The following is an 18170-nucleotide window of genomic DNA, read 5'->3' as shown; positions in this document are numbered from 1 at the left end:
GCTTTTTTACTAACGGAGTTTAACATATAGTGTGATAAAATATGTGCGGCAAAACTACAATGAACCACAAACTTCGTATTCAATTTCTCAAAATTATCTGCCAGCTATACTCCCTCATAAAGCCTTATCGCCAGAATGTGTGGCAGTCCAGCCCTGTGAACCTCAAGATAAACCTCATCTATGTTATAGGCAACCCTGTCAAGCTTAAAACTATCTCTCTCAGTATCATATATCGCATAACAGGCTCTGCTATCACCATCTCTTGGCTGTCCAACGCTCCCGGGATTTACCACGCGAAAATTCCTGTGTTCCTTCATGAACTGTATGTGGGTGTGTCCAACGACAACAGATTTCCCCTCAACCTCGAGTATCTTCTCTATTAAAGGAAATGTTGGAAAGACATGAAGCTTTATCGCATCCAGGCTATCCGCTGGAATTCCATGATAGACATTGAATCTCCCAGTCTCAAGCTTTAATGGCAGGTTTTCAAGCCAGGAGAGATTTTTCTCCTCGATATTTTTTCGTATATAGCCTGCAGAAATTTTTCCGTAGGTATCTAGCTCAGAAAAATCTCCGGTTATGATTGAGTAATCATGATTGCCAAGAACGCTGTATATTCTTTCCTTCCTGAATATTTCCACAACCTCATTGAAGTATGGGTAGTAGCCTACAACATCTCCAGCACAGATTATCTCATCACAGCCCTCAAGCCTTTCTAATACCCTCTCGAGAGCTACCAGATTGGAGTGAATGTCAGAGATTATCCCTATTTTCATGTGCTTTGGGTAGGGAGTAGGGTATAAAAGGGTTGAGTTAGATCAATCTCATCATTGGATACTTTTTCTCATCGTCCCAGTAGAGTTCGGCTCTCGCTAGGGTCTCGCCAACCTTGACAGTAACCCTTGCTCTGATCAACTCTCCACTCAGCGAGATGTAGCCAAATGAGGACACCATTTCTTTCAGCCTCTCCCTGTCAATTTTCACCTCAGCACTCACCACGAAGGGCTGAAGCCTCATACAACTTTCCATGGCCATTTCGAGAATTCTCGCATTCTCAAGACTGACTGGAGCACCCACAAACTGGTGGAACAGAGCTCCAAGCTTTATTCCAGCCTCAAAACAGGCAATTTTCTCTTCATTTACCACATCCTTCACCATATCCCCTCCTTAGTACTGGAGAAAAGAGGTACAGAACCATCAACGCCAGAAGTATGTATGCAGACTCCGGGATAAAAAATACGGAAACCATAACAACAGCAACCACACCGAGAACGATCTTATCCCTTACCTTGGGGTACCTAATATCGGATATCATCAATAAGGACAGCAAAACAGAGACGAATGCTATTGCCACAGCATTGAAGTCTATCAGCACCATAGCGCCAACGATTAAAGCGGAAGCTGTGATGGGAAATCCAACAAACTCATCCTTTATTTTCAGCAGATTGAACCTGGCAAGCCTGATCATCCCGCATATCAGGAACAGCCCTGAGATGCTGAAGTAGTACCACTCGTCCCCCAGAGAGATTATAATCAGGGCTGGAAGAACACCAAAGGAGATCATATCTGCGAGGGAGTCGAGGTTTTCCCCAAGCAAGCTCGTTTCAAGCCTCGCAACAGCACCGTCCACACCATCCATAATTGCAGAGGCTACCAGAAAGAGGGCTGATGCCCTTACATCCGTAAAGACGAAGTATATGCCAAGGATGCCGAATAGTGCGTTCAGGGCTGAAAAAATGTCCGCTATACGGATGTAGTTCAAGGCTCCAAACATGAAACCACCTATATTTTCACTGCCGGATCTGATGGTTCTGATATAGTCCTAGTCCTTATTATTTTTCCATAGCTCCTCCAGCTCTCTGCAAGTTCATCGATGTCCTTCTTTGGCCCGAATGCTATGTAGGACGGCCCATTTCCTGACAGCCCTGCTGGAATGCCTATATCTCTCGCATCCATCACCGGTTTTAACGGGTAATTCAGCACTTTGCAGTAGTGAAGGGAGTTATACAGCATTGCTAGCATGTAGTTGCCACTCTTAGCCTCCTCTATCGCTTTATCAACTATCTCAGCGTTTTTTCTGACACTTTCAACATCAACCTTTCTTTTTTTGCTGTCGGACAGGAGGATTAGAACATCTTGGTGTATACTCTCTCTTTTGATTATTTTTCTGTTAAAGTTATCTGTTATTACGATCCCGCCAAGTAGAGAGGCTGAAGCATCGTCGAAAGCCCCGGTATAGCTGATCTTGCTTTTCAACGCTATATCTGCATTCTCATTCAGAATTTTCAACGCATCGAGTTCCCATCCTCTGAACTTATAGATCGCAAGCAGGAGGGAGTTTAGAATCGCACTGCTGCTACCCAACCCGCTCTTTTTTGGTATGCTGCTCTCTACGACAACCCTTGCTTTAACACCAAACCTGTAAAGTACATTCTGAATTAACTGAGACTTTATTTTTCTATCTTTCTCGAGTATCTCTACATCTCTGCTCTCCTCCAGCAATACCTTTGTTCTCAGATCCACTCCAAAAGCACATCCGATTCCCCTAGCTACCGCGTTGACGATGGTTCCCGCCGCGTAGCTTTCCGCTGAGATCATGTAGTTGCCCGTTAATCTAGGAGGTCTCTTAAACTGACTGCCATTGGTAGGCTCCTCTTGTGCTCACTTCTGGCAATCATATCTCTAACTTTGTCAACACTGTCCTTTCCAAATTCCTCAATGGCCTTCTCGATCTCTCCTCTCTCTATTCTTTTGAGTATCGCATCCAGCACTTTATAGCTTATGCCCATCTCATCCTCATCCGTCTGCCCTACCCACAGCCCGGCAGAAGGTTTCTTTTTGATAACTCTTTCCGGAACGCCGAGATGCTCAGCAAGCATGAAAACTTCTGTCTTGTACAGATCCCCTATCGGCAGGAAATCGCATCCACCATCCCCATACTTTGTGAAATAGCCAACCATCAGCTCTGACTTGTTACCAGTTCCAGCAACAATCCTGTTGAGGCAGTTCGCATAGTAGTAGTTCAGAACCATCCTTATCCTCGGCTTGAGGTTAGCTAGAGCAATGTCTCTATCACAGGAAGAGATCCCTTTGAACTTCTGCAGAATATCGGAGATCTCAACAATCTTGTACTTTATTCCAGCTTTCTTGCAAACTTCAATCGCATCTTCTACATCTTCCTCTCTGGTAACCCCTTTCTCTGGCATTATCAATCCGAGAACATTCTCTCCACCCAGCGCTTTAGAGCAGAGAAAAGCCACACAGGCACTGTCAACTCCACCGCTAACTCCGAGAACAACCCCTTCGGCATTTGCGGATCTAACATAGTCTCTTATGAATTCCACTATCCTCTTTTCAACTTTCTCCATGCTCATACCCATCTAAAATTTTTCAGATATCAGGGTTAAAAGTATTGCCTTCTGAGCATGCAGTCTATTCTCCGCCTGATCATAGACGACAGAATTTGAGCTCTCGATAACCTCATCCGTTATCTCCTCACCCCTGTGAGCTGGCAGGCAGTGCAAGACGATGACATCCTCGTTCGCATAGCTCAGCAGGTTGGTGTTTACCTGATAGTCGGCAAAAACCTTAAGTCTCTTTTCTCTCTCAGCTTCCTGACCCATGGATGCCCAGACATCCGTGTATATAACATCTGCATCCTTAACAGCCTCTTCAGGCTCTCTGACATACTCGATACTTCCTCCGAGTTCGAGAGCCTTCTCAAGGATGCTCTGATCTGGTTCGTATCCTGCTGGTGTGGAATAGACCATCTTTATGCCCATTATCGCCGATGCAAGGATCAGAGAGTTGCACACGTTGTTTCCGTCTCCAACCCATACGAGCTTTATTTTGCTGAGAGATCTCTTATACTCTCTGATCGTCATTAAATCTGCCAGAATCTGACATGGATGCTCAAGATTACTCAGACCATTTATCACAGGTACGGAAGAATGCCTTGCAAGCTCCTCGATAATTTTATGGTTTCTCGCTCTTATCATGATTGCATGAACGTATCTCGAGAGAACCCTTGCGGTATCCTTTATCGGTTCTCCTCTTCCAAGCTGTAGATCATTCCAGTTCAGGTATAATGCATGTCCACCCATATCTGACATTGCTACTTCAAAAGAGACCCTTGTCCTTGTTGATGGAAGCTCAAAGATCATAGCCAGGCTTTTGTTCTTCAAGTAATCCGCAACAATCCCCTTGTATCTCTCCGATTTTAACCTGTCAGCGAGATCGAGGATTTTCTCAATTTCCTCCCTGCTCAAATCGGATATCGACACGAGGTGCTTCATGGCTAATTGATTGGGTGGAGAAAAGTTAAATAACTTTTTCCTTAATTTTCCACTTCGTTATCAAAATGGAGAATAATAAATTTTATATAAGATTGAATTGATACTCCATATCAAAAACTGAAGCTGTAGAGGATAATCAGTTAGAGATCAAAAATGTTTTTAAAATACAGTGTTTTTGGTTTTTATAGCAGATGCAATTTTAAACACGAATTTCGGATAGCTCAGAACATTCAAATGTTGGTAACAGGCAAGGGTGGATTTTTTGATTACACCATCAAACTCACCGTTTATCCCCTTACCCCTCAGGACTTTAAATGCGAAATCCAGCTTCCTTGAAGGTATAACCCTGGAGTAATGGAATTCGTGTCCCTTTATCTGATCTCCACGATCAAAAGCAAAAGTATCTTTTGCTACCTCACAAACAGTATAGCCGAGAGCATGGAATTTTCTGTTCATTTCTGTTTTGAAAGTTAGAAAACCAACCATTTCGTATTCTCCATCTGTTATTATGCTTTCTCCCAAGTACATCAGCCCCCCGCACTCTGCATAGACTGGATTGTTGTCATCACAAAACTCGTAAATATCTTTCCTGAGCGAATCATTTTTTTCAAGCTCTTCCACAAAGACTTCAGGAAAACCACCACCGATATACAGGAAATCGATTTCTGGAAGCTTTTTGTCGTTCAGAGAATCTATATATTTCAGCTCAATACCTCTGGCACTGAGAGCATCAAGGTTATCCTCATAGTAAAATGAAAAGGGCTTATCTTGGATTACTCCAGCCACTCCGACTCTTTTTTCCGCTGGAATGAAAAGTGGGTTTGGCTTCACATCTTCCAGGCTTTCAGCATTACAGCTGATCTCGATAATCCTATCCACATCGACATTCTTTTCCACGATATCAGCAAGTCTGTCAAAGAGCATCTCGTACTCCTGCCTTTCATGAGCTGGGATTAAGCCGAGATGTCTGTATGGCATGTCGATGTTCTCTCTTGGAATTGCTCCGATAACTCTAACTCCTGAAAGCTTTTCTACTGCCAGAACAACTCTTTTCAGGTGTCTAGGATTTCCTATTCTGTTCAGTATGACTCCTTCGATATTGACATACTTATCGAATTCTTTGTATCCGTATATCATCGCAGCAGCTGTTCTTGACATCCTTTCAACATCTGCAACGAGTATAACAGGACTTCTCAGAATTTTGGCGATATGAGCTGTACTGCCACGTTCATCTATGGCATCATGGGAATCAAACAATCCGGTTTTTCCCTCGATTATCGCAATGTCAGCACCTTTACAGTTCCTTTCAAAGGTCTCAATTATGCTGTAAGAATCCATCATGAAACTGTCGATGTTTCTCGATTTTCTGCCTGTAGCTATGTTGTGAAAGCCAGGGTCTATAAAATCCGGACCAACTTTGAATGGCTGGACTTTGTAACCTCTGTTTGTTAAAGCCCTCATAAGCCCAATTGAAATCATCGTTTTTCCGACCTTGCTCTTTATCCCGGCTATGACGATCCTTGGAATGTCCATCTGAGTTGGATTCTGTAGCTAAGTAGAAATATTTTTCCCATAAACCCTGCGATTCAGTCTGTTTGAGCCTAATTTTATAATTTTTCGGCCTAAATCGCCAGATGTTGAGGGAAACATTTAAATAATCTGAGAATAGACTTTTACGAACCAGAAAATTGGAGGGAATTTGTTTGAATAAATTTGAGTTTGGAATGGAAAGAAATCCGCCAGTAAATGTTGGCGATATTAGAACCGTAACCGTTGAAGCGATCGGTGAGAAGGGAGACGGAATTGCAAGAATCAGCGGATATGTTGTGTTCGTGCCAAATGTTGAGGTTGATCAGGAAGTAACCGTTAGGATAACAAAAGTACTGAACAAGTACTGTTTTGCCGAAGTAGTTGAATAGTCACTTCGGAAAAAAATTTCAATTTTTTGAGAAATCTGCACAAATATTAAATATTTTTAATTTTGTACATTTATCTAGGCAATATTTGGTTAGGTTAGGCCACTAAAATTAAAAAATTGTAATAAAGGGGATAGGTTATGGCCGAGAAACTCGATGATACGGATATAAAGATCCTGATAGAGTTGCAGGAAGACGCGAGAAAAAGTCTCAGAGAGATTGCTGAAAAACTTGGAGTTGCGGAGGGGACAGTTTACAACAGGATTAATAAGTTAAAGCGAATGGGCATAATAAAGAAGTTCATCCCGGTAATAGACCACTCAAAGCTTGGATTCAACATTATAGCGGTCATAGGTGTAACTGCAGAGGGTGGCTATCTTGTAGCGATAGAGGAAGAAATTGCAAAAGAACCACATGTGACTGCAGTTTATGATGTAACCGGCGAATTCGACATGATTCTGGTAGCGAAATTCATGGATAGGGAATCACTCAACAGATTCGTCAAAAAGGTTGCCGGAATGGAGCATGTTGTCAAAACATACACCATGGTTGTGCTGAATGTCGTTAAAGAAACACATGGCGTGGACATCAGCGAACTCATGAGTGAATAATCCGTACATTTTCTCGAACTTCGATCTCAAAAACTACCCAGACAGCTATAGGAATTTAAAATAATTGATTGTTTAAGTTCAGTTTTGATCTGAAAGTCACTACCCCGTCATTTTAATCTATTTTCAAACACACTGTTAACAGAAAAGTTTATTAATGAGAAAAGCTTAAATATTAGATTACAGAAGATAAAAAGTTTTCGCAAATCTTAAATTGAGGGGGATTATGCTGAAAGAAGCTGGAAAGGTCAGCCATGTCACAAAGAGGTTCGTCGTGGTTAAGGCGAACCCCAACAAGCTTCCAAAAATTGGATCACAGCTGGTTACAAGAAAACTCGAAATCGTTGGTAGAGTTTATGACATAATAGGTCCGGTCAAATCCCCGTTCCTGCTGATAAAACCCAAAAAGGGTCTAAATCTGGAAAAATTAGCAGATGAAATGTTATTTGTTAAAGGTGAGGATAATGGCAGAAATAGAAAAGGTAAAAGAAGTAGAAAGGAAAGAGCTAGAAAAAGAAGTAGAAAGGAAAGAAATTGAGAGGGAGGAGAGTCTCGACATCTGCCCTGAGTGTGGCAGCCCGAGATTGATCCGAGATTACAGAAGGGGAGAATTCATCTGTCAGGATTGCGGACTTGTTATTGACGATACTTACATTGATGCCGGTCCAGAATGGAGAGCATTTGATAGCGAGCAGAAAGAGAGAAGGAGTAGGGTAGGAGCCCCAGTAACATACACTATCCACGATAAAGGTTTGTCGACGATAATTGACTGGAGCAACAAAGATTTCTATGGTAAATCCATATCAGTCAGAAACAGGGCACAGCTTTTCAGGCTAAGAAAGTGGCAGAGGAGAATAAGGATCAGCAACGCTACGGAGAGAAATCTGGCTTTTGCATTGAGCGAGCTTGACAGAATGGCTTCTGCTCTCGGCTTGCCGAAGCCAGTTAGGGAGACGGCTGCTGTTGTTTACAGGAAGGCTGTTGATAAGAACCTGATAAGGGGCAGGAGCATAGAAGGTGTTGTTGCCGCAGCACTCTACGCTGCATGCAGACAGGCAGGAGTGCCAAGAACGCTCGACGAGATAGCAACATACTCGAGAGTTGACAGGAAGGAGATAGGCAGGACATACAGGTTCATAGCAAGAGAGCTTGGGTTGAAGCTGATGCCGACAAGCCCCACAGACTATGTCCCGAGATTCTGTGCAGCGTTAAATCTTAGCGGAGACATTCAGAAGAAAGCAATTGAGATAATCAAGAAGGCGGAAGAGAAAGAGCTTACATCGGGAAGGGGTCCAACTGGAGTAGCCGCTGCAGCCATATACATCGCATCAATTCTTGGTGGAGAAAGGAGAACTCAGAGAGAGGTTGCCGAGGTTGCTGGAGTTACTGAGGTAACGATCAGAAATAGATACAAGGAGCTTGCAGAAAAACTGGGGATAGAGATAATCCTTTAATTCTCAGCTTTGGATTCAATTAGTTTCTCCAATTTTTTCAGCTTCATGTATGTTAAAGAGAACAGTATCAGCCATGAGACCATAACAACCACAACGGCTATAAAAACGCTTGTGAAGTCATTCAAAGCTTTCACCTCCCGTAGATTCAAAATTCATCCTTTCTGCTTTACTCTCAATGAACATGTAGGCTATATACATAAGTATGAATCCGAGAAGCATTATGGTGAGGGTCATCCCAACATTTATACCGATTCTGAGTTCGCTTGTGGTGGGATGTAGCGAAAATCCTATTTTTGATGATAAATAAGACAGGGGAACTGTGGCATATCCAAAGATCGCGAGAACTGCTGAGTTCCTCGCTTTAGCTTCAATGTCATCAATTGAACTCCTCAGTGCGAAGTATCCTGCATAGACGAACCACAGTATCAGCACAGCGGTTTCTCTTGGATCCCAGTTCCAGTATGAGTTCCATGCTACCTTCGCCCATACGGATCCGCTGATGAGTGCGGATGTTATTAGAAATATTCCTGCCTTTGCGGATGTCACTGCATAAATATCGTACCTGATATCGTTTTTAGTCAGATAGATAATCGAGAAAATCAGCGTTGTTGTGAATGCGATGAATGAAGTTATCGCAGAGGGCAGATGGAAGAATATTATTCTGTAGTTGTTTGATAGTTGAGGCGTTGGTGATTCGGGCAGCATGAGCAGAGCATTATACGACCCGATGAGCATCAGTATAAGTGCTATGAGGAATGTAATCAGTACTCTTTTCATCGTGGCAACTGTACGGTTGTTATTATATGAAATTTTCCCTAGATTGGATGTTCTCGAATTATTTTTACTTTAAAGTATCTGACGGTGGTGGTTAGTCTCATTCAAACGACCTCTCCATAGAATATGCCGTCCTTATCCGCAGTTATTCTGAATTTAACATGATCGCCAACTCTTTTGTCGCATCTGATGGTTACAACCCTGTCCCTGACCGCAACCATCCTTTCACCAAACAGCCTCCCATTGGCAACAATTCTGCCAGAGTGCATCTCTCCCTTTTTTATCGGATGCGGGATTCTGCTTCTCTTATCCATTCCAAAATCTTCTGGCTTGAGTATCAGCTTTACACCATATTCTTCTTCCCACTTCCTGAGCCTGTCGTAGAACTCCTTAAAGGTCATGACTTTCTTCAGCTTCCTTCCGTACTTGTATGGTATGTACTTCTGGATTCCGAGAGGTGGAAATCTCTTGCCCGCATTTATCTCCAGCGCGAACTCTATGATCTTCTCGATATCTCTATCATTGATCCCCGGAACCCATACCGGGGCTATCAGGAGGTCTGCCTTGCTGTTTGCAATCATCTCGGCGTTTCTCGTCACCCTCTCTACAGGATACTTGATGCCTGACAGCCTGCTTGCGGTATCTCTGTCGAGGGAGCTTAATGAGAGGTTGAACCTCGTTACATATTCCTCGAGGGCAGATATCTTGCTCTCATTAAGCAGGATTCCGTTGGTTTGCATTGATATTATGCTAACACCCTTTATCTTTGAGATCTTCGATAGTAGATCTTCCATATATGGATAGAGCAGAGGTTCACCCTGACCATCGATGTGCACTTCAACTCCTTCCCCCTTGAACTCAACAACCTGCTTCAGCACCTCCACCAGATAGTCCGGATCCACAATGTAGTCCGTAGCTCTGGTTTTACTCTTCTTTCCTTCATCAACGCTGCAGAAGATACATCTCAGATTGCATCCGGTGATGGGCCTTACCTGAATTAAATTTGTACCCCTGTCGATCAAGCCAAAGCTTGAACTTCCCAAAAGAGGAATTCCACTCTCTTTCGTAACAAAAACGAGTTCTCTTTTTGTGATGTGGTTCAAAACCTTTCTTGGCTCACCAAAAGAGATTATGTACTCCTTATCTTTTCTCTTTATCAATCGCTCATAAGCTTTGATGGGTATTCTAACCTCAACTATTCCCCTCAACAAAAAAACCTTGTCTCCTCTTTCCTCGTACTCCTTCAGCATCATTTTCTACCTATCTCACACCCATTCTTGTCAGTTCCTGAGAGATTTCTTTCCCGTATTCCGTTATGGAGACATTATCCCCATTAATTGACAAAATTCCGTCAGCCTCCAGATCCTTAATCAGGGACTTTGCAATATTTTCCGGAACTCTCAGGTGCTTGGATATTGCTCTGATTGAGCTATCCTTCTTGTTCAAAATTTTAAGAATTCTGACCATGTTGTTGTTTGAGATTATCTTTCCAAGAGTTTCCTTCATATCTCAGATTTTATCGCAAAAGCTTAATATACCTGTCGGAGAGAGATATACGGTGGGATAGGCTGGGGGGTTCGGCGTCCCCTGTGACCCGAAACCGTCGATATGCGGGAGCCGAAGCCGAGGGAAGGTTCGTGGAGCGGAAAGCTGGACTCTCCTCCCCCTTGCAGAGTCTCCGTCCCGTCGGGCCGGCGGTTACTGCTGGGCTTTCTGGAGGGAATGTCCGCAGTATTCGCCGGAGGAACCGACTCAGGCCCGGAAGGGAGCAGGTCAACTCCGGACGATCGGCGCTGGCGGGGTAGCGGAGAGGAGAGGGTGAGGAGAGAGGCTTTCCGCAAAGCGAATCGACCCGAGGCGTTCCCACCTCATTTTGTTTTACTAACCACTTACTTGCCATGTTAGCTAATTGGCCAATTAGCTAACATTTCTCAAGATAGTTATTTTAACTGCAGTTTATCAAGCAAGGCTATGCAAAACGAAAGGCTTGGAGTACTGTCGGTAATCGCCGGAGCGATCATGATGGGTTCCCTCGTGATCTTCGTCAGGAACATAAACCTCAACGCAGTTCAGACATCATTCTTCAGATTCTTTTTCGGGTTCCTTTTCCTGCTGATCTTTTCAGTGTTATCTAGGAGGAAAATATCGTTCGAGAGGCCAAAAATGCTGCTTATCATGTCCCTGCTTAGCATTATGGTTGTGAACTTCTATATCGCATCGATCCAGCTAATCCCCGCCGGAACCGCTGCGTTGCTGCTTTACATGGCCCCGGTTTATGTTCTTCCCATTGCATACCTGAGCGGGGAGGTTATAAGCAGGAAGATATTCGTATCCATCCCGCTCAGCATCTCAGGACTCTACCTCATGCTCTCTCCGACTGGAGTTCTGAATGCGGGGATAATATTCGGATTGATCTCTGGATTCGTTTACGCATTATACTTCATGGTTATAAAGAGGATTAGAGATTACATGCAATCAATCGAGCTAACAACAGCCTATCTAGGTATATCTTCACTGATTTTGGCTCCATCTCTTGTGATCTACCCGATTGGTGAGGTAAATCTGATGTGGCTTATCGGTTTAGGCCTGATACCAACCGCTTTAGCGTTCACACTATTCAACTTCGGACTGAAATACTGCAAGCTTTCTGAGGGGCCAGTGTTTGCCCTTATCGAACCAATATCTGCTTCACTGTTTGGGCTGATGCTTTTTGGGGAGACATTTACACCCATCGAGATTACGGGTATGATACTTGTTTTAGCGGGGGTTGCGATAGCCTTGAAGGCCTGAATTGATAAAAAATTAATACCGAGCCTTGCACCGATCAAAAATGCAGGATAGGAAGGTAATAGCAATCATATCAATGACTGTCCTTTTCTGGGGATGGGCGTTTCTTGCAATTAAGGTAGCTGTCAAAGAGGTTGATGCATACAGCCTGACATTCTACAGATTTACAATAGCAAATGTTTTCCTGACAGCATATCTATTGCTGAAGAAAGCCGTTCCTGCAAAGGAGGACATACCACGAATTTTCGCATTAGGGTTTTTTGGCGTTACCGCATATCATGTTCTGCTGAACTTTGGCGAGATGTACATCTCTTCGGGACTTGCAAGCCTTATAATTGCCTTAGCCCCTGTATTTGTTTTCTTTTTCTCTATTTCGTTTCTTGGAGAAGATTTCACTATTAAAAAGTTTCTTGGATCCATCATAGCTTTATCAGGAGTCTTTCTCGTGATTCTTGATACATCAGACTTAAGCTTCTCGATGAATGAATCGATGGTGGGGGTTGCAGCCGTTTTTGTTTCAGCACTTTCTGCAACCTTTTACATCGTCTACGGCAAGGTTCTGTTTGAGAAATATGAACCACTAACGCTTACAGCATATGCCATAATTTTCGCAACAGTACCACTTCTCTTACTCATCCCGTTTGGGGTCATCAACTTTGAGTTCAATTTTTCAGCAGAAACAGCATACTCGATACTATTCCTCGGAATTTTCGCCACATTCCTTGGATACACCGGGTGGTACTATGTTCTTGATAAAATGCAGGCATCCCAGGCAAGCATTTTCTTACAGGCGATTCCTGTGGTTGCGGTTTTCTCAGCATGGTTTCTTCTTGGAGAGAAAATAACATTGCTGACAGTTCTCGGGACAATCTTTGTGGTCGTGGGGGTTTACTTCGTGAACAGATAAGGATTTTGTGGCTGAAACTAATAGCTCAGCGGATTGAGCATGGATTCAGCATTGTAATCTTGCTCTGGACAAACATAGATTTTTGAATTGGATTGTGAAAGATTGTCCAAAGATTGCAGTCAATCACAATTCACACTTGCAAACTCACAGACCCACCAGTCTAGCCAGATACAACACCTGACACGAATGCTCTATGTACTCAATAACATTAAACACCTCTCTGAAAGTTTTTCCCGCACAGTATATCCCGTGCCCCTTGACCACAGCAAACCCTTTCTTCGCAATCCCATCTGAGACCATTTCAGCATACTCTTCTGTCATGAAACTGGCATCTATAACCTCAATCTCACCAAGAAACAGCTTTCCTTCCAGATCAACAGGAACTATCTTATCATAAATCAGCGATAGAACAACATTGTAAGTCCCATGACAGTGCAGAATAACACTGTAATCGCTCTTTTGATACGCTTTTATGTGAAGTAGAGCATCAGATGATGCTGAAAGTGCCTTTAGCTTCTCTGCATCAGCATCAATTCTTACCTTAACAAACGATTCTTTGGTTAAATCATATAAGTTAACCCCTGTCTTGGTTATGAAAACATAATCGCCGTCTTTAAAGCTCAGGTTTCCACTCGCACCATCTATCAATCCCCTTTCATACAGCTTCCTGCCATACAGTGCTGCCTCTTCAAACACAGCTTCTTCAAACACGGCAACCACCTCTAATGCTAAATCTGTCCAGTATGTTGTGCAGTATAACAACACACTGATCGGCCTGAAGTGATATGGGAGATACCGATACCACACCATCTGCCCTCTTTAAAATTTCATCTTCCATATTCTCGCTAACGCCAAGATGGTCTCCCAGAACGAAAGCATAATCCCTTTCCTCTGCAACCTTGTGGAAGTCTTCTCCATCTTCTCTCAGATACAAAATCCTGTAACCTTCCAGCTCATCGAGTATTTCACCTATACCCTTCCTCGAAACATAAACTCCTGGACTGCCCTCCAACCACTCATCCGTAGCTTTAGCTTTCAATGCTTTCCTGATCAATCCAGCAACATTCCTTTCATCGGGAGACATATACTTTATGCTGTCTCCCTTAAACTTCAGACTTTTTTGTGGCCCTCCGAGCAAAACAGCTATTGCAGTGCTGTCCTTTCTCACACCATGAGAGACCAGAAGGGACTGGGCTATGAACCTGCATATAACATCCATTCTCCCTGCTCCGGGCAGATCGTTTAGGCTGAACTCTGAGGTTCTTGCTTTATTGCCAATTATAATAAAAACCCTTTTCATGATCTTTCCACAACAAAAAGAAAGTAATAAGTTAGATTTAAATCAGATCCAGAGTTATTATCTTCCCATTCTCAACATCCTCGTCACTGAGAGTCAGCGTTTTTGTTACATTTCCTGACTGTATTGTGTACTCCGAGGCTTTAACAGGATACTTCGTATTTTGGGCATATGGTAGAACAATTTCATAATGCCCATTCTCAACTTTTGCTTTCTGGATGTATTCAAATGTCCTGTTCTGATTTGTTGTGATATTGGCTTTAACTATGACCTCGCTACCACTCGCCTTTCCAGTCACTTTGACTCCCTTAACATACTCAAACACTTTTACATATCCTGTGGAAGTGACAGCCACGGGATGATCGGCATGGTTTGAGTTGTAGATGATCCTGTAGAGCGCTTCATAGGTCAGCTGATTTTTCGCCTCGAACTCGCTTTCGTAAACCATTCTGTAGTTTTGTAGACCACTACCATCCAGTATGTGAAGCCGGGCCTCCATTGTCTTGAAGTAGTTTTCACTTGGAACATTCATCGTTGCTATAACATTGGACCCAGCAGGAATGTTTAGAGTTGATAGAGATATTCCTATCTGCCCGTTCGGTGTTACGTAAACATAGCCCGGAGCCACATAGTATATTCTGTTCGCTTTCTCCAAGCTACCTTCAGCCCATACTGCCATCGCATAGAACTTTCCAGTAGCCATCTCAACATCACTGACAACATACTTGACATCGAGTTCGTCGGCAATCTTGTTTGCATAGCTCTCATTGAATGCTGTGAAGAAGGGTGCTGCTCCGGGAACGTTGTTGTATTTATTGCCAATTCCTTGCTGGAATGGATTTGCCACGGGAATTCTGTGTGCTATTGCTGTAATCCAGTGCCCGTAATCCCACCAGCTGATTATGCTGTAAACACCATCTGGATATGGGTATCTGTCTGATAGCTTATATCCCTCTGGTGGCTTGTACATTTCGTAGTAGAATTTATCGTAAAGTTCCTTTTCGGGCGTGTTATCTTTCATCCAGACAAGAGCATCGTACCACTGCTTGTTTATACCGCCTGCAGAATATTTCGAGTAGAGATTTGCATCGGAAAGCGTTGGGTAAAACAGCGCTAAAGCCGGGGCAACTATCAGAATTATAGAGATTACGGAAATAGCAGTTACTTTCTTTCCGCTTAGGAGGCCCCTTATCTTATCGACATGCAGCTCAAACGAGTTCGGGAAGTTGATCAGAATGTCTATAACAGCCGGAGCCAATGCTAAAAGGGCTAGGACATATATGTTCATAGTTGTCATGTAGTTGTAAACCAAAATGGCCAATGCAATTACCCATAGTGATGCGTGTATGACAATCCTTGTTGAGTACTTTTTATCTAAGAAGCCTGAGTATATCTTGATTATAGCATCCAAAAAGACCGCTGCGAATAAAGCCGATACTGCTCCAAAATAATATGCGAATCTGTTCTGCCCAGCTAAGGCTGCAAACATTGCCAGACCCCAGACGAGGATTAACAGATATTTGCTGTCCCTCTGCTTTATCAGGAGGTATGCAACATACAGCATTCCCGGCATGGCAAAGAAGAAGGTTATGCTGAAATGTCTCCATGCAGGGGTTAGGCTGGGTTCACCATACATCGAGAAGAATGGCTGAATCTCTGCAACAGTCAAAGCTCCTCCTTTCGGCTGAACGACTCCAACAATTCTGGTCAGGAGTTTGAGGAAATCTGGGGAGATTATTGCTACCCCACCAATAAACAGAACCACGATTACAACAATACTCAATGGGAATGCGTAGCTATCCTTAAGCCCAACTTTGTTGAAATGCCCCCTATTTTTGAGAATTTCTATACCACGGAATAAAAGAACTATTATTGCTGCTGCTAGTAAAACTATGAGCTGGAATGGAGAATATCTTGTCGTGCTAAACGATGGATACTTGAAAGCGAATGGCAGATATATTAAAGCCCCAACCAGAAAGACGATTGCCGAGATGTATGTGATCTTCTTCAGATCGACATCCAGATATGTCGATGTCAGATGTGCCAGAAATACATATCCCAGAATAATTAGAGCGATTATGAAGCCCGGTGCCCATGCTAGCAAATAAAGCCCGAGACATAAACCCGCAATAACAGGGTAAATGAAATGCTTCCTGACATCCTCAAATCTCTTTAAGGCAAATGCAAAGCAGGCAAGAGTGGAGAGCTGCCAGAAGACCTCCCATATATGGTGATCGTTGAAGCTCAGAACGCTTCTGGCCATTAACTGCCCCGGTATCAGAACTACCAGCAATGCCGATGCTGCACCAACCCTCTTATTGAAAATCGATGATCCGAGTATGTAAGCGGGTACAGCAAGTAATGATCCGGCTATAGCTGGGATGAACGCAATGGTTGTTCTAACTTCTGCCAAAGTTGCGGCTCCAGTGATCTTCACGGCTAAAACACTCAGATACACAAGGAATGGTCCAAAGTGTGTATATGTGCCATGAGGGTAATTTGTGAAAGCATCAAACCATATTCTGCCGGAGTTATGGAGAGCAGAATCGATAAGCCTGAAATAATACCAGGGGTCATTTCCACTCAGCCTTGCCCCATCCATCCACGAGACGAAAACCGAGTTCCAGGGATTTATAATTCTGATATATAGTCCGATGATGATTGCGGCAATAACAACAAACCATTGCCAGTAATCTTTTAATTTTGACATGAGGAAACGCTTCTATTGAAGGATTATAAATTTTTTGTGTTAAAAAACCAGAGCCCTGCTAACTTGTTGTTGATAAAATGAAGAATAAAAAATTATCTGGTTTGTACCTTTGTTTGCTGATCTTTGACTTGAAAAATTTGGTTGTACCTTCTATCGAATTTTTTCCAATTTCATTCACCATACTTTGGCAATTCAGGAATCGTCCATTTAAAGAGAGCTAGCCAAATTATAATTCATGGCTATCTCATAATTTTGAGCTTGATCGTGTAGAATGATTTCAATTTTCATAGCACAACTCTAACGAAGCCAAAATCAGAAAGAAATTTAAATAATCTGAATAATCTGCCAGTATGATTAAAGTCGGAGTAGTTGGTGGGAGCGGATACACTGGATCAGAACTCCTCAGATTGCTCGTAAACCATCCTGAAGTTGAAGTGAAAGTTGTAACTTCCAGAAAATATGAGGGAAAGAAAATATGGTCGCTCCATAAATTCTTGAAGGGTTTTTTCGATCTCGAATTTAAATCCCCAGATATTAGATATTTTGATGACTGTGATTTAGTTTTTCTTGCTGTACCTCATGGCGAGGCAATGAGATACGCCCCAGAATTTTTGGATGCAGGATTGAAGGTCATAGACCTGTCTGCCGATTACAGGCTCGATAAAAAAACTTTTGAAGAGGTCTATGAGAAAGAGCATATCGGATACAGAGAGGCTGTTTATGGATTGCCAGAGATTCACAGGGATGAGATAAAAAAAGCCGATCTTGTCGCAAACCCCGGATGCTACCCCACTGGAGCGATACTGGCTGTCGCACCACTTGCAGAAAAGGAGCTCATCGACAGAGTGGTTTTCGACTCAAAAAGTGGTATAACCGGAGCAGGTGTGAGCCCTACAGATTTCACACACTACCCAAACCTGCATGAGGCTATCGTTCCATACAAGGTAACGAATCACAGACACTACTGGGAGATGGTACAGGAACTTGGGAGATTTCAGGGAGACATAAAAATTTCCTTCACACCACAGGTGTTTCCGGGTTCCAGAGGGATACTGACCAATGCCCATACATTCCTGAGAGGAGAACTTGAGCTCGAAGAGGTAGCAGAAATATATGAGAGATTCTATGATGGCTGCCCGTTCATCAGACTTCAGGATTCGATAAGGCTCAGCTATGTGAGGGGCAGCAACTTCTGTGACATTGCATTCTTTGTTGGAACAGATAGGGTTGTAGTCTCTTCAGCCATAGACAACCTCGTCAAAGGTGCCAGCGGACAGGCAATTCAGAACATGAACATAATGTTCGGTTTGGATGAGAGAGCGGGACTCTACTTCCCACCTCTGTTCCCTTGATTTTTTGTCTATTTTTACTGTCCATTCCTGCTGGTTCTTATTCACGAAACACCGAAATCCTTCAGCAAAA

The 18170-nt window shown here is 43.1% G+C and carries 21 protein-coding genes and 1 other RNA gene; 8 read left to right on the top strand and 14 right to left on the bottom strand.

Annotated elements, in window-relative coordinates:
- Positions 1–104: 104 nt before the first annotated feature.
- The 7 genes from ASULF_RS09735 to ASULF_RS09705 form a co-directional block, all read right to left on the bottom strand.
- Positions 105–776 (bottom strand): metallophosphoesterase family protein, encoded by a 672-nt coding sequence (locus ASULF_RS09735; RefSeq protein ID WP_015591562.1) that lies wholly within the window; start codon positions 774–776, stop codon positions 105–107.
- A gap of 37 nt (positions 777–813) precedes the next feature.
- Positions 814–1158 carry a dihydroneopterin aldolase family protein gene (locus tag ASULF_RS09730; protein WP_048098214.1) on the bottom strand — a complete coding sequence of 115 codons (345 nt, stop codon included), beginning with the start codon at positions 1156–1158 and terminating at the stop codon, positions 814–816.
- A complete protein-coding gene (pssA, locus tag ASULF_RS09725; protein ID WP_015591560.1) occupies positions 1136–1774 on the bottom strand; it encodes a CDP-diacylglycerol--serine O-phosphatidyltransferase in 639 nt (212 codons plus the stop codon). Before pssA ends, ASULF_RS09730 begins: the two co-directional genes overlap by 23 nt.
- A gap of 8 nt (positions 1775–1782) precedes the next feature.
- Positions 1783–2598, bottom strand: coding sequence for a shikimate kinase (locus ASULF_RS09720; protein ID WP_015591559.1), 816 nt, complete (start codon positions 2596–2598; stop codon positions 1783–1785).
- A gap of 11 nt (positions 2599–2609) precedes the next feature.
- Positions 2610–3380: an NAD+ synthase gene (locus ASULF_RS09715; RefSeq protein ID WP_015591558.1), complete on the bottom strand. Its 771-nt coding sequence runs from the start codon at positions 3378–3380 to the stop codon at positions 2610–2612.
- Positions 3381–4295, bottom strand: a complete 915-nt coding sequence (argF, locus tag ASULF_RS09710) for an ornithine carbamoyltransferase (protein ID WP_015591557.1) — start codon at positions 4293–4295, stop codon at positions 3381–3383.
- Positions 4296–4454: 159 nt separating this feature from the next.
- Entirely contained in the window at positions 4455–5828 is a 1374-nt protein-coding gene (locus ASULF_RS09705; RefSeq protein ID WP_015591556.1) for a cobyrinate a,c-diamide synthase, read from the bottom strand.
- A gap of 170 nt (positions 5829–5998) precedes the next feature.
- Between ASULF_RS09705 and ASULF_RS09700 the strand changes: the two genes are divergently transcribed.
- The 4 genes from ASULF_RS09700 to ASULF_RS09685 all read left to right on the top strand — a co-directional run bounded on the left by ASULF_RS09700 (position 5999) and on the right by ASULF_RS09685 (position 8273).
- The gene (locus ASULF_RS09700; RefSeq protein WP_015591555.1) at positions 5999–6214 is read left to right on the top strand and encodes a TRAM domain-containing protein; all 216 of its coding nucleotides are present in this window, start codon (positions 5999–6001) and stop codon (positions 6212–6214) included.
- A gap of 137 nt (positions 6215–6351) precedes the next feature.
- On the top strand, positions 6352–6822 hold the full coding sequence (locus ASULF_RS09695) for an Lrp/AsnC family transcriptional regulator (RefSeq protein WP_015591554.1): 471 nt from the start codon (positions 6352–6354) through the stop codon (positions 6820–6822).
- 223 nt (positions 6823–7045) lie between these two features.
- Positions 7046–7357, top strand: a complete 312-nt coding sequence (locus tag ASULF_RS09690; RefSeq protein ID WP_081623021.1) for an H/ACA ribonucleoprotein complex subunit GAR1 — start codon at positions 7046–7048, stop codon at positions 7355–7357.
- On the top strand, positions 7284–8273 hold the full coding sequence (locus tag ASULF_RS09685; RefSeq protein ID WP_015591553.1) for a transcription initiation factor IIB: 990 nt from the start codon (positions 7284–7286) through the stop codon (positions 8271–8273). Before ASULF_RS09690 ends, ASULF_RS09685 begins: the two co-directional genes overlap by 74 nt.
- On the opposite strand, the gene ASULF_RS12355 is transcribed toward ASULF_RS09685, so the two are convergent.
- From ASULF_RS12355 to ASULF_RS09670, 4 genes are all read right to left on the bottom strand, one after another.
- Positions 8270–8398, bottom strand: coding sequence for a hypothetical protein (locus ASULF_RS12355; protein ID WP_269077382.1), 129 nt, complete (start codon positions 8396–8398; stop codon positions 8270–8272). The two genes, ASULF_RS09685 and ASULF_RS12355, sit on opposite strands and share 4 nt — an antisense overlap.
- Positions 8391–9050 carry a cytochrome c biogenesis protein gene (locus tag ASULF_RS09680; RefSeq protein ID WP_015591552.1) on the bottom strand — a complete coding sequence of 220 codons (660 nt, stop codon included), beginning with the start codon at positions 9048–9050 and terminating at the stop codon, positions 8391–8393. Before ASULF_RS09680 ends, ASULF_RS12355 begins: the two co-directional genes overlap by 8 nt.
- Positions 9051–9151: 101 nt before the next feature.
- Positions 9152–10300 carry a radical SAM protein gene (locus ASULF_RS09675; RefSeq protein WP_015591551.1) on the bottom strand — a complete coding sequence of 383 codons (1149 nt, stop codon included), beginning with the start codon at positions 10298–10300 and terminating at the stop codon, positions 9152–9154.
- A 7-nt stretch (positions 10301–10307) separates the two neighbouring features.
- Positions 10308–10553, bottom strand: a complete 246-nt coding sequence (locus tag ASULF_RS09670; protein WP_015591550.1) for a hypothetical protein — start codon at positions 10551–10553, stop codon at positions 10308–10310.
- Between the two features lie 50 nt (positions 10554–10603).
- Between ASULF_RS09670 and ffs the strand changes: the two genes are divergently transcribed.
- The 3 genes from ffs (at position 10604) to ASULF_RS09660 (ending at position 12741) form a co-directional block, all read left to right on the top strand.
- Positions 10604–10916, top strand: an RNA gene (ffs, locus tag ASULF_RS11605) — signal recognition particle sRNA.
- Between the two features lie 102 nt (positions 10917–11018).
- On the top strand, positions 11019–11837 hold the full coding sequence (locus ASULF_RS09665; protein WP_015591549.1) for an EamA family transporter: 819 nt from the start codon (positions 11019–11021) through the stop codon (positions 11835–11837).
- A 40-nt stretch (positions 11838–11877) separates the two neighbouring features.
- Positions 11878–12741, top strand: a complete 864-nt coding sequence (locus ASULF_RS09660) for a DMT family transporter (RefSeq protein WP_015591548.1) — start codon at positions 11878–11880, stop codon at positions 12739–12741.
- Positions 12742–12885: 144 nt separating this feature from the next.
- Here ASULF_RS09660 and ASULF_RS09655 read toward each other — a convergent pair whose 3' ends face one another.
- From ASULF_RS09655 to ASULF_RS09645, 3 genes are read right to left on the bottom strand one after another with little or no spacing between them, the layout of a single operon-like run.
- Positions 12886–13452 carry a class II aldolase/adducin family protein gene (locus tag ASULF_RS09655; protein ID WP_015591547.1) on the bottom strand — a complete coding sequence of 189 codons (567 nt, stop codon included), beginning with the start codon at positions 13450–13452 and terminating at the stop codon, positions 12886–12888.
- Entirely contained in the window at positions 13445–14041 is a 597-nt protein-coding gene (gene trmY / locus ASULF_RS09650) for a tRNA (pseudouridine(54)-N(1))-methyltransferase TrmY (protein ID WP_015591546.1), read from the bottom strand. The genes ASULF_RS09655 and trmY overlap by 8 nt, the downstream gene beginning before the upstream one ends.
- Positions 14042–14078: 37 nt before the next feature.
- On the bottom strand, positions 14079–16748 hold the full coding sequence (locus ASULF_RS09645) for an oligosaccharyl transferase, archaeosortase A system-associated (RefSeq protein WP_015591545.1): 2670 nt from the start codon (positions 16746–16748) through the stop codon (positions 14079–14081).
- A gap of 350 nt (positions 16749–17098) precedes the next feature.
- On the opposite strand from ASULF_RS09645, the gene argC reads away from it, so the two are divergent.
- Positions 17099–18100 carry an N-acetyl-gamma-glutamyl-phosphate reductase gene (gene argC, locus ASULF_RS09640; protein ID WP_015591544.1) on the top strand — a complete coding sequence of 334 codons (1002 nt, stop codon included), beginning with the start codon at positions 17099–17101 and terminating at the stop codon, positions 18098–18100.
- Positions 18101–18170 lie beyond the last annotated feature (70 nt).

The sequence above is a fragment of the Archaeoglobus sulfaticallidus PM70-1 genome (genome assembly GCF_000385565.1).
GTDB classification, from domain to species: Archaea; Halobacteriota; Archaeoglobi; order Archaeoglobales; family Archaeoglobaceae; genus Archaeoglobus_A; species Archaeoglobus_A sulfaticallidus.
Note: the sequence above shows the minus strand (reverse complement) of the source record. Positions and strands in the feature narration are given on the sequence as shown.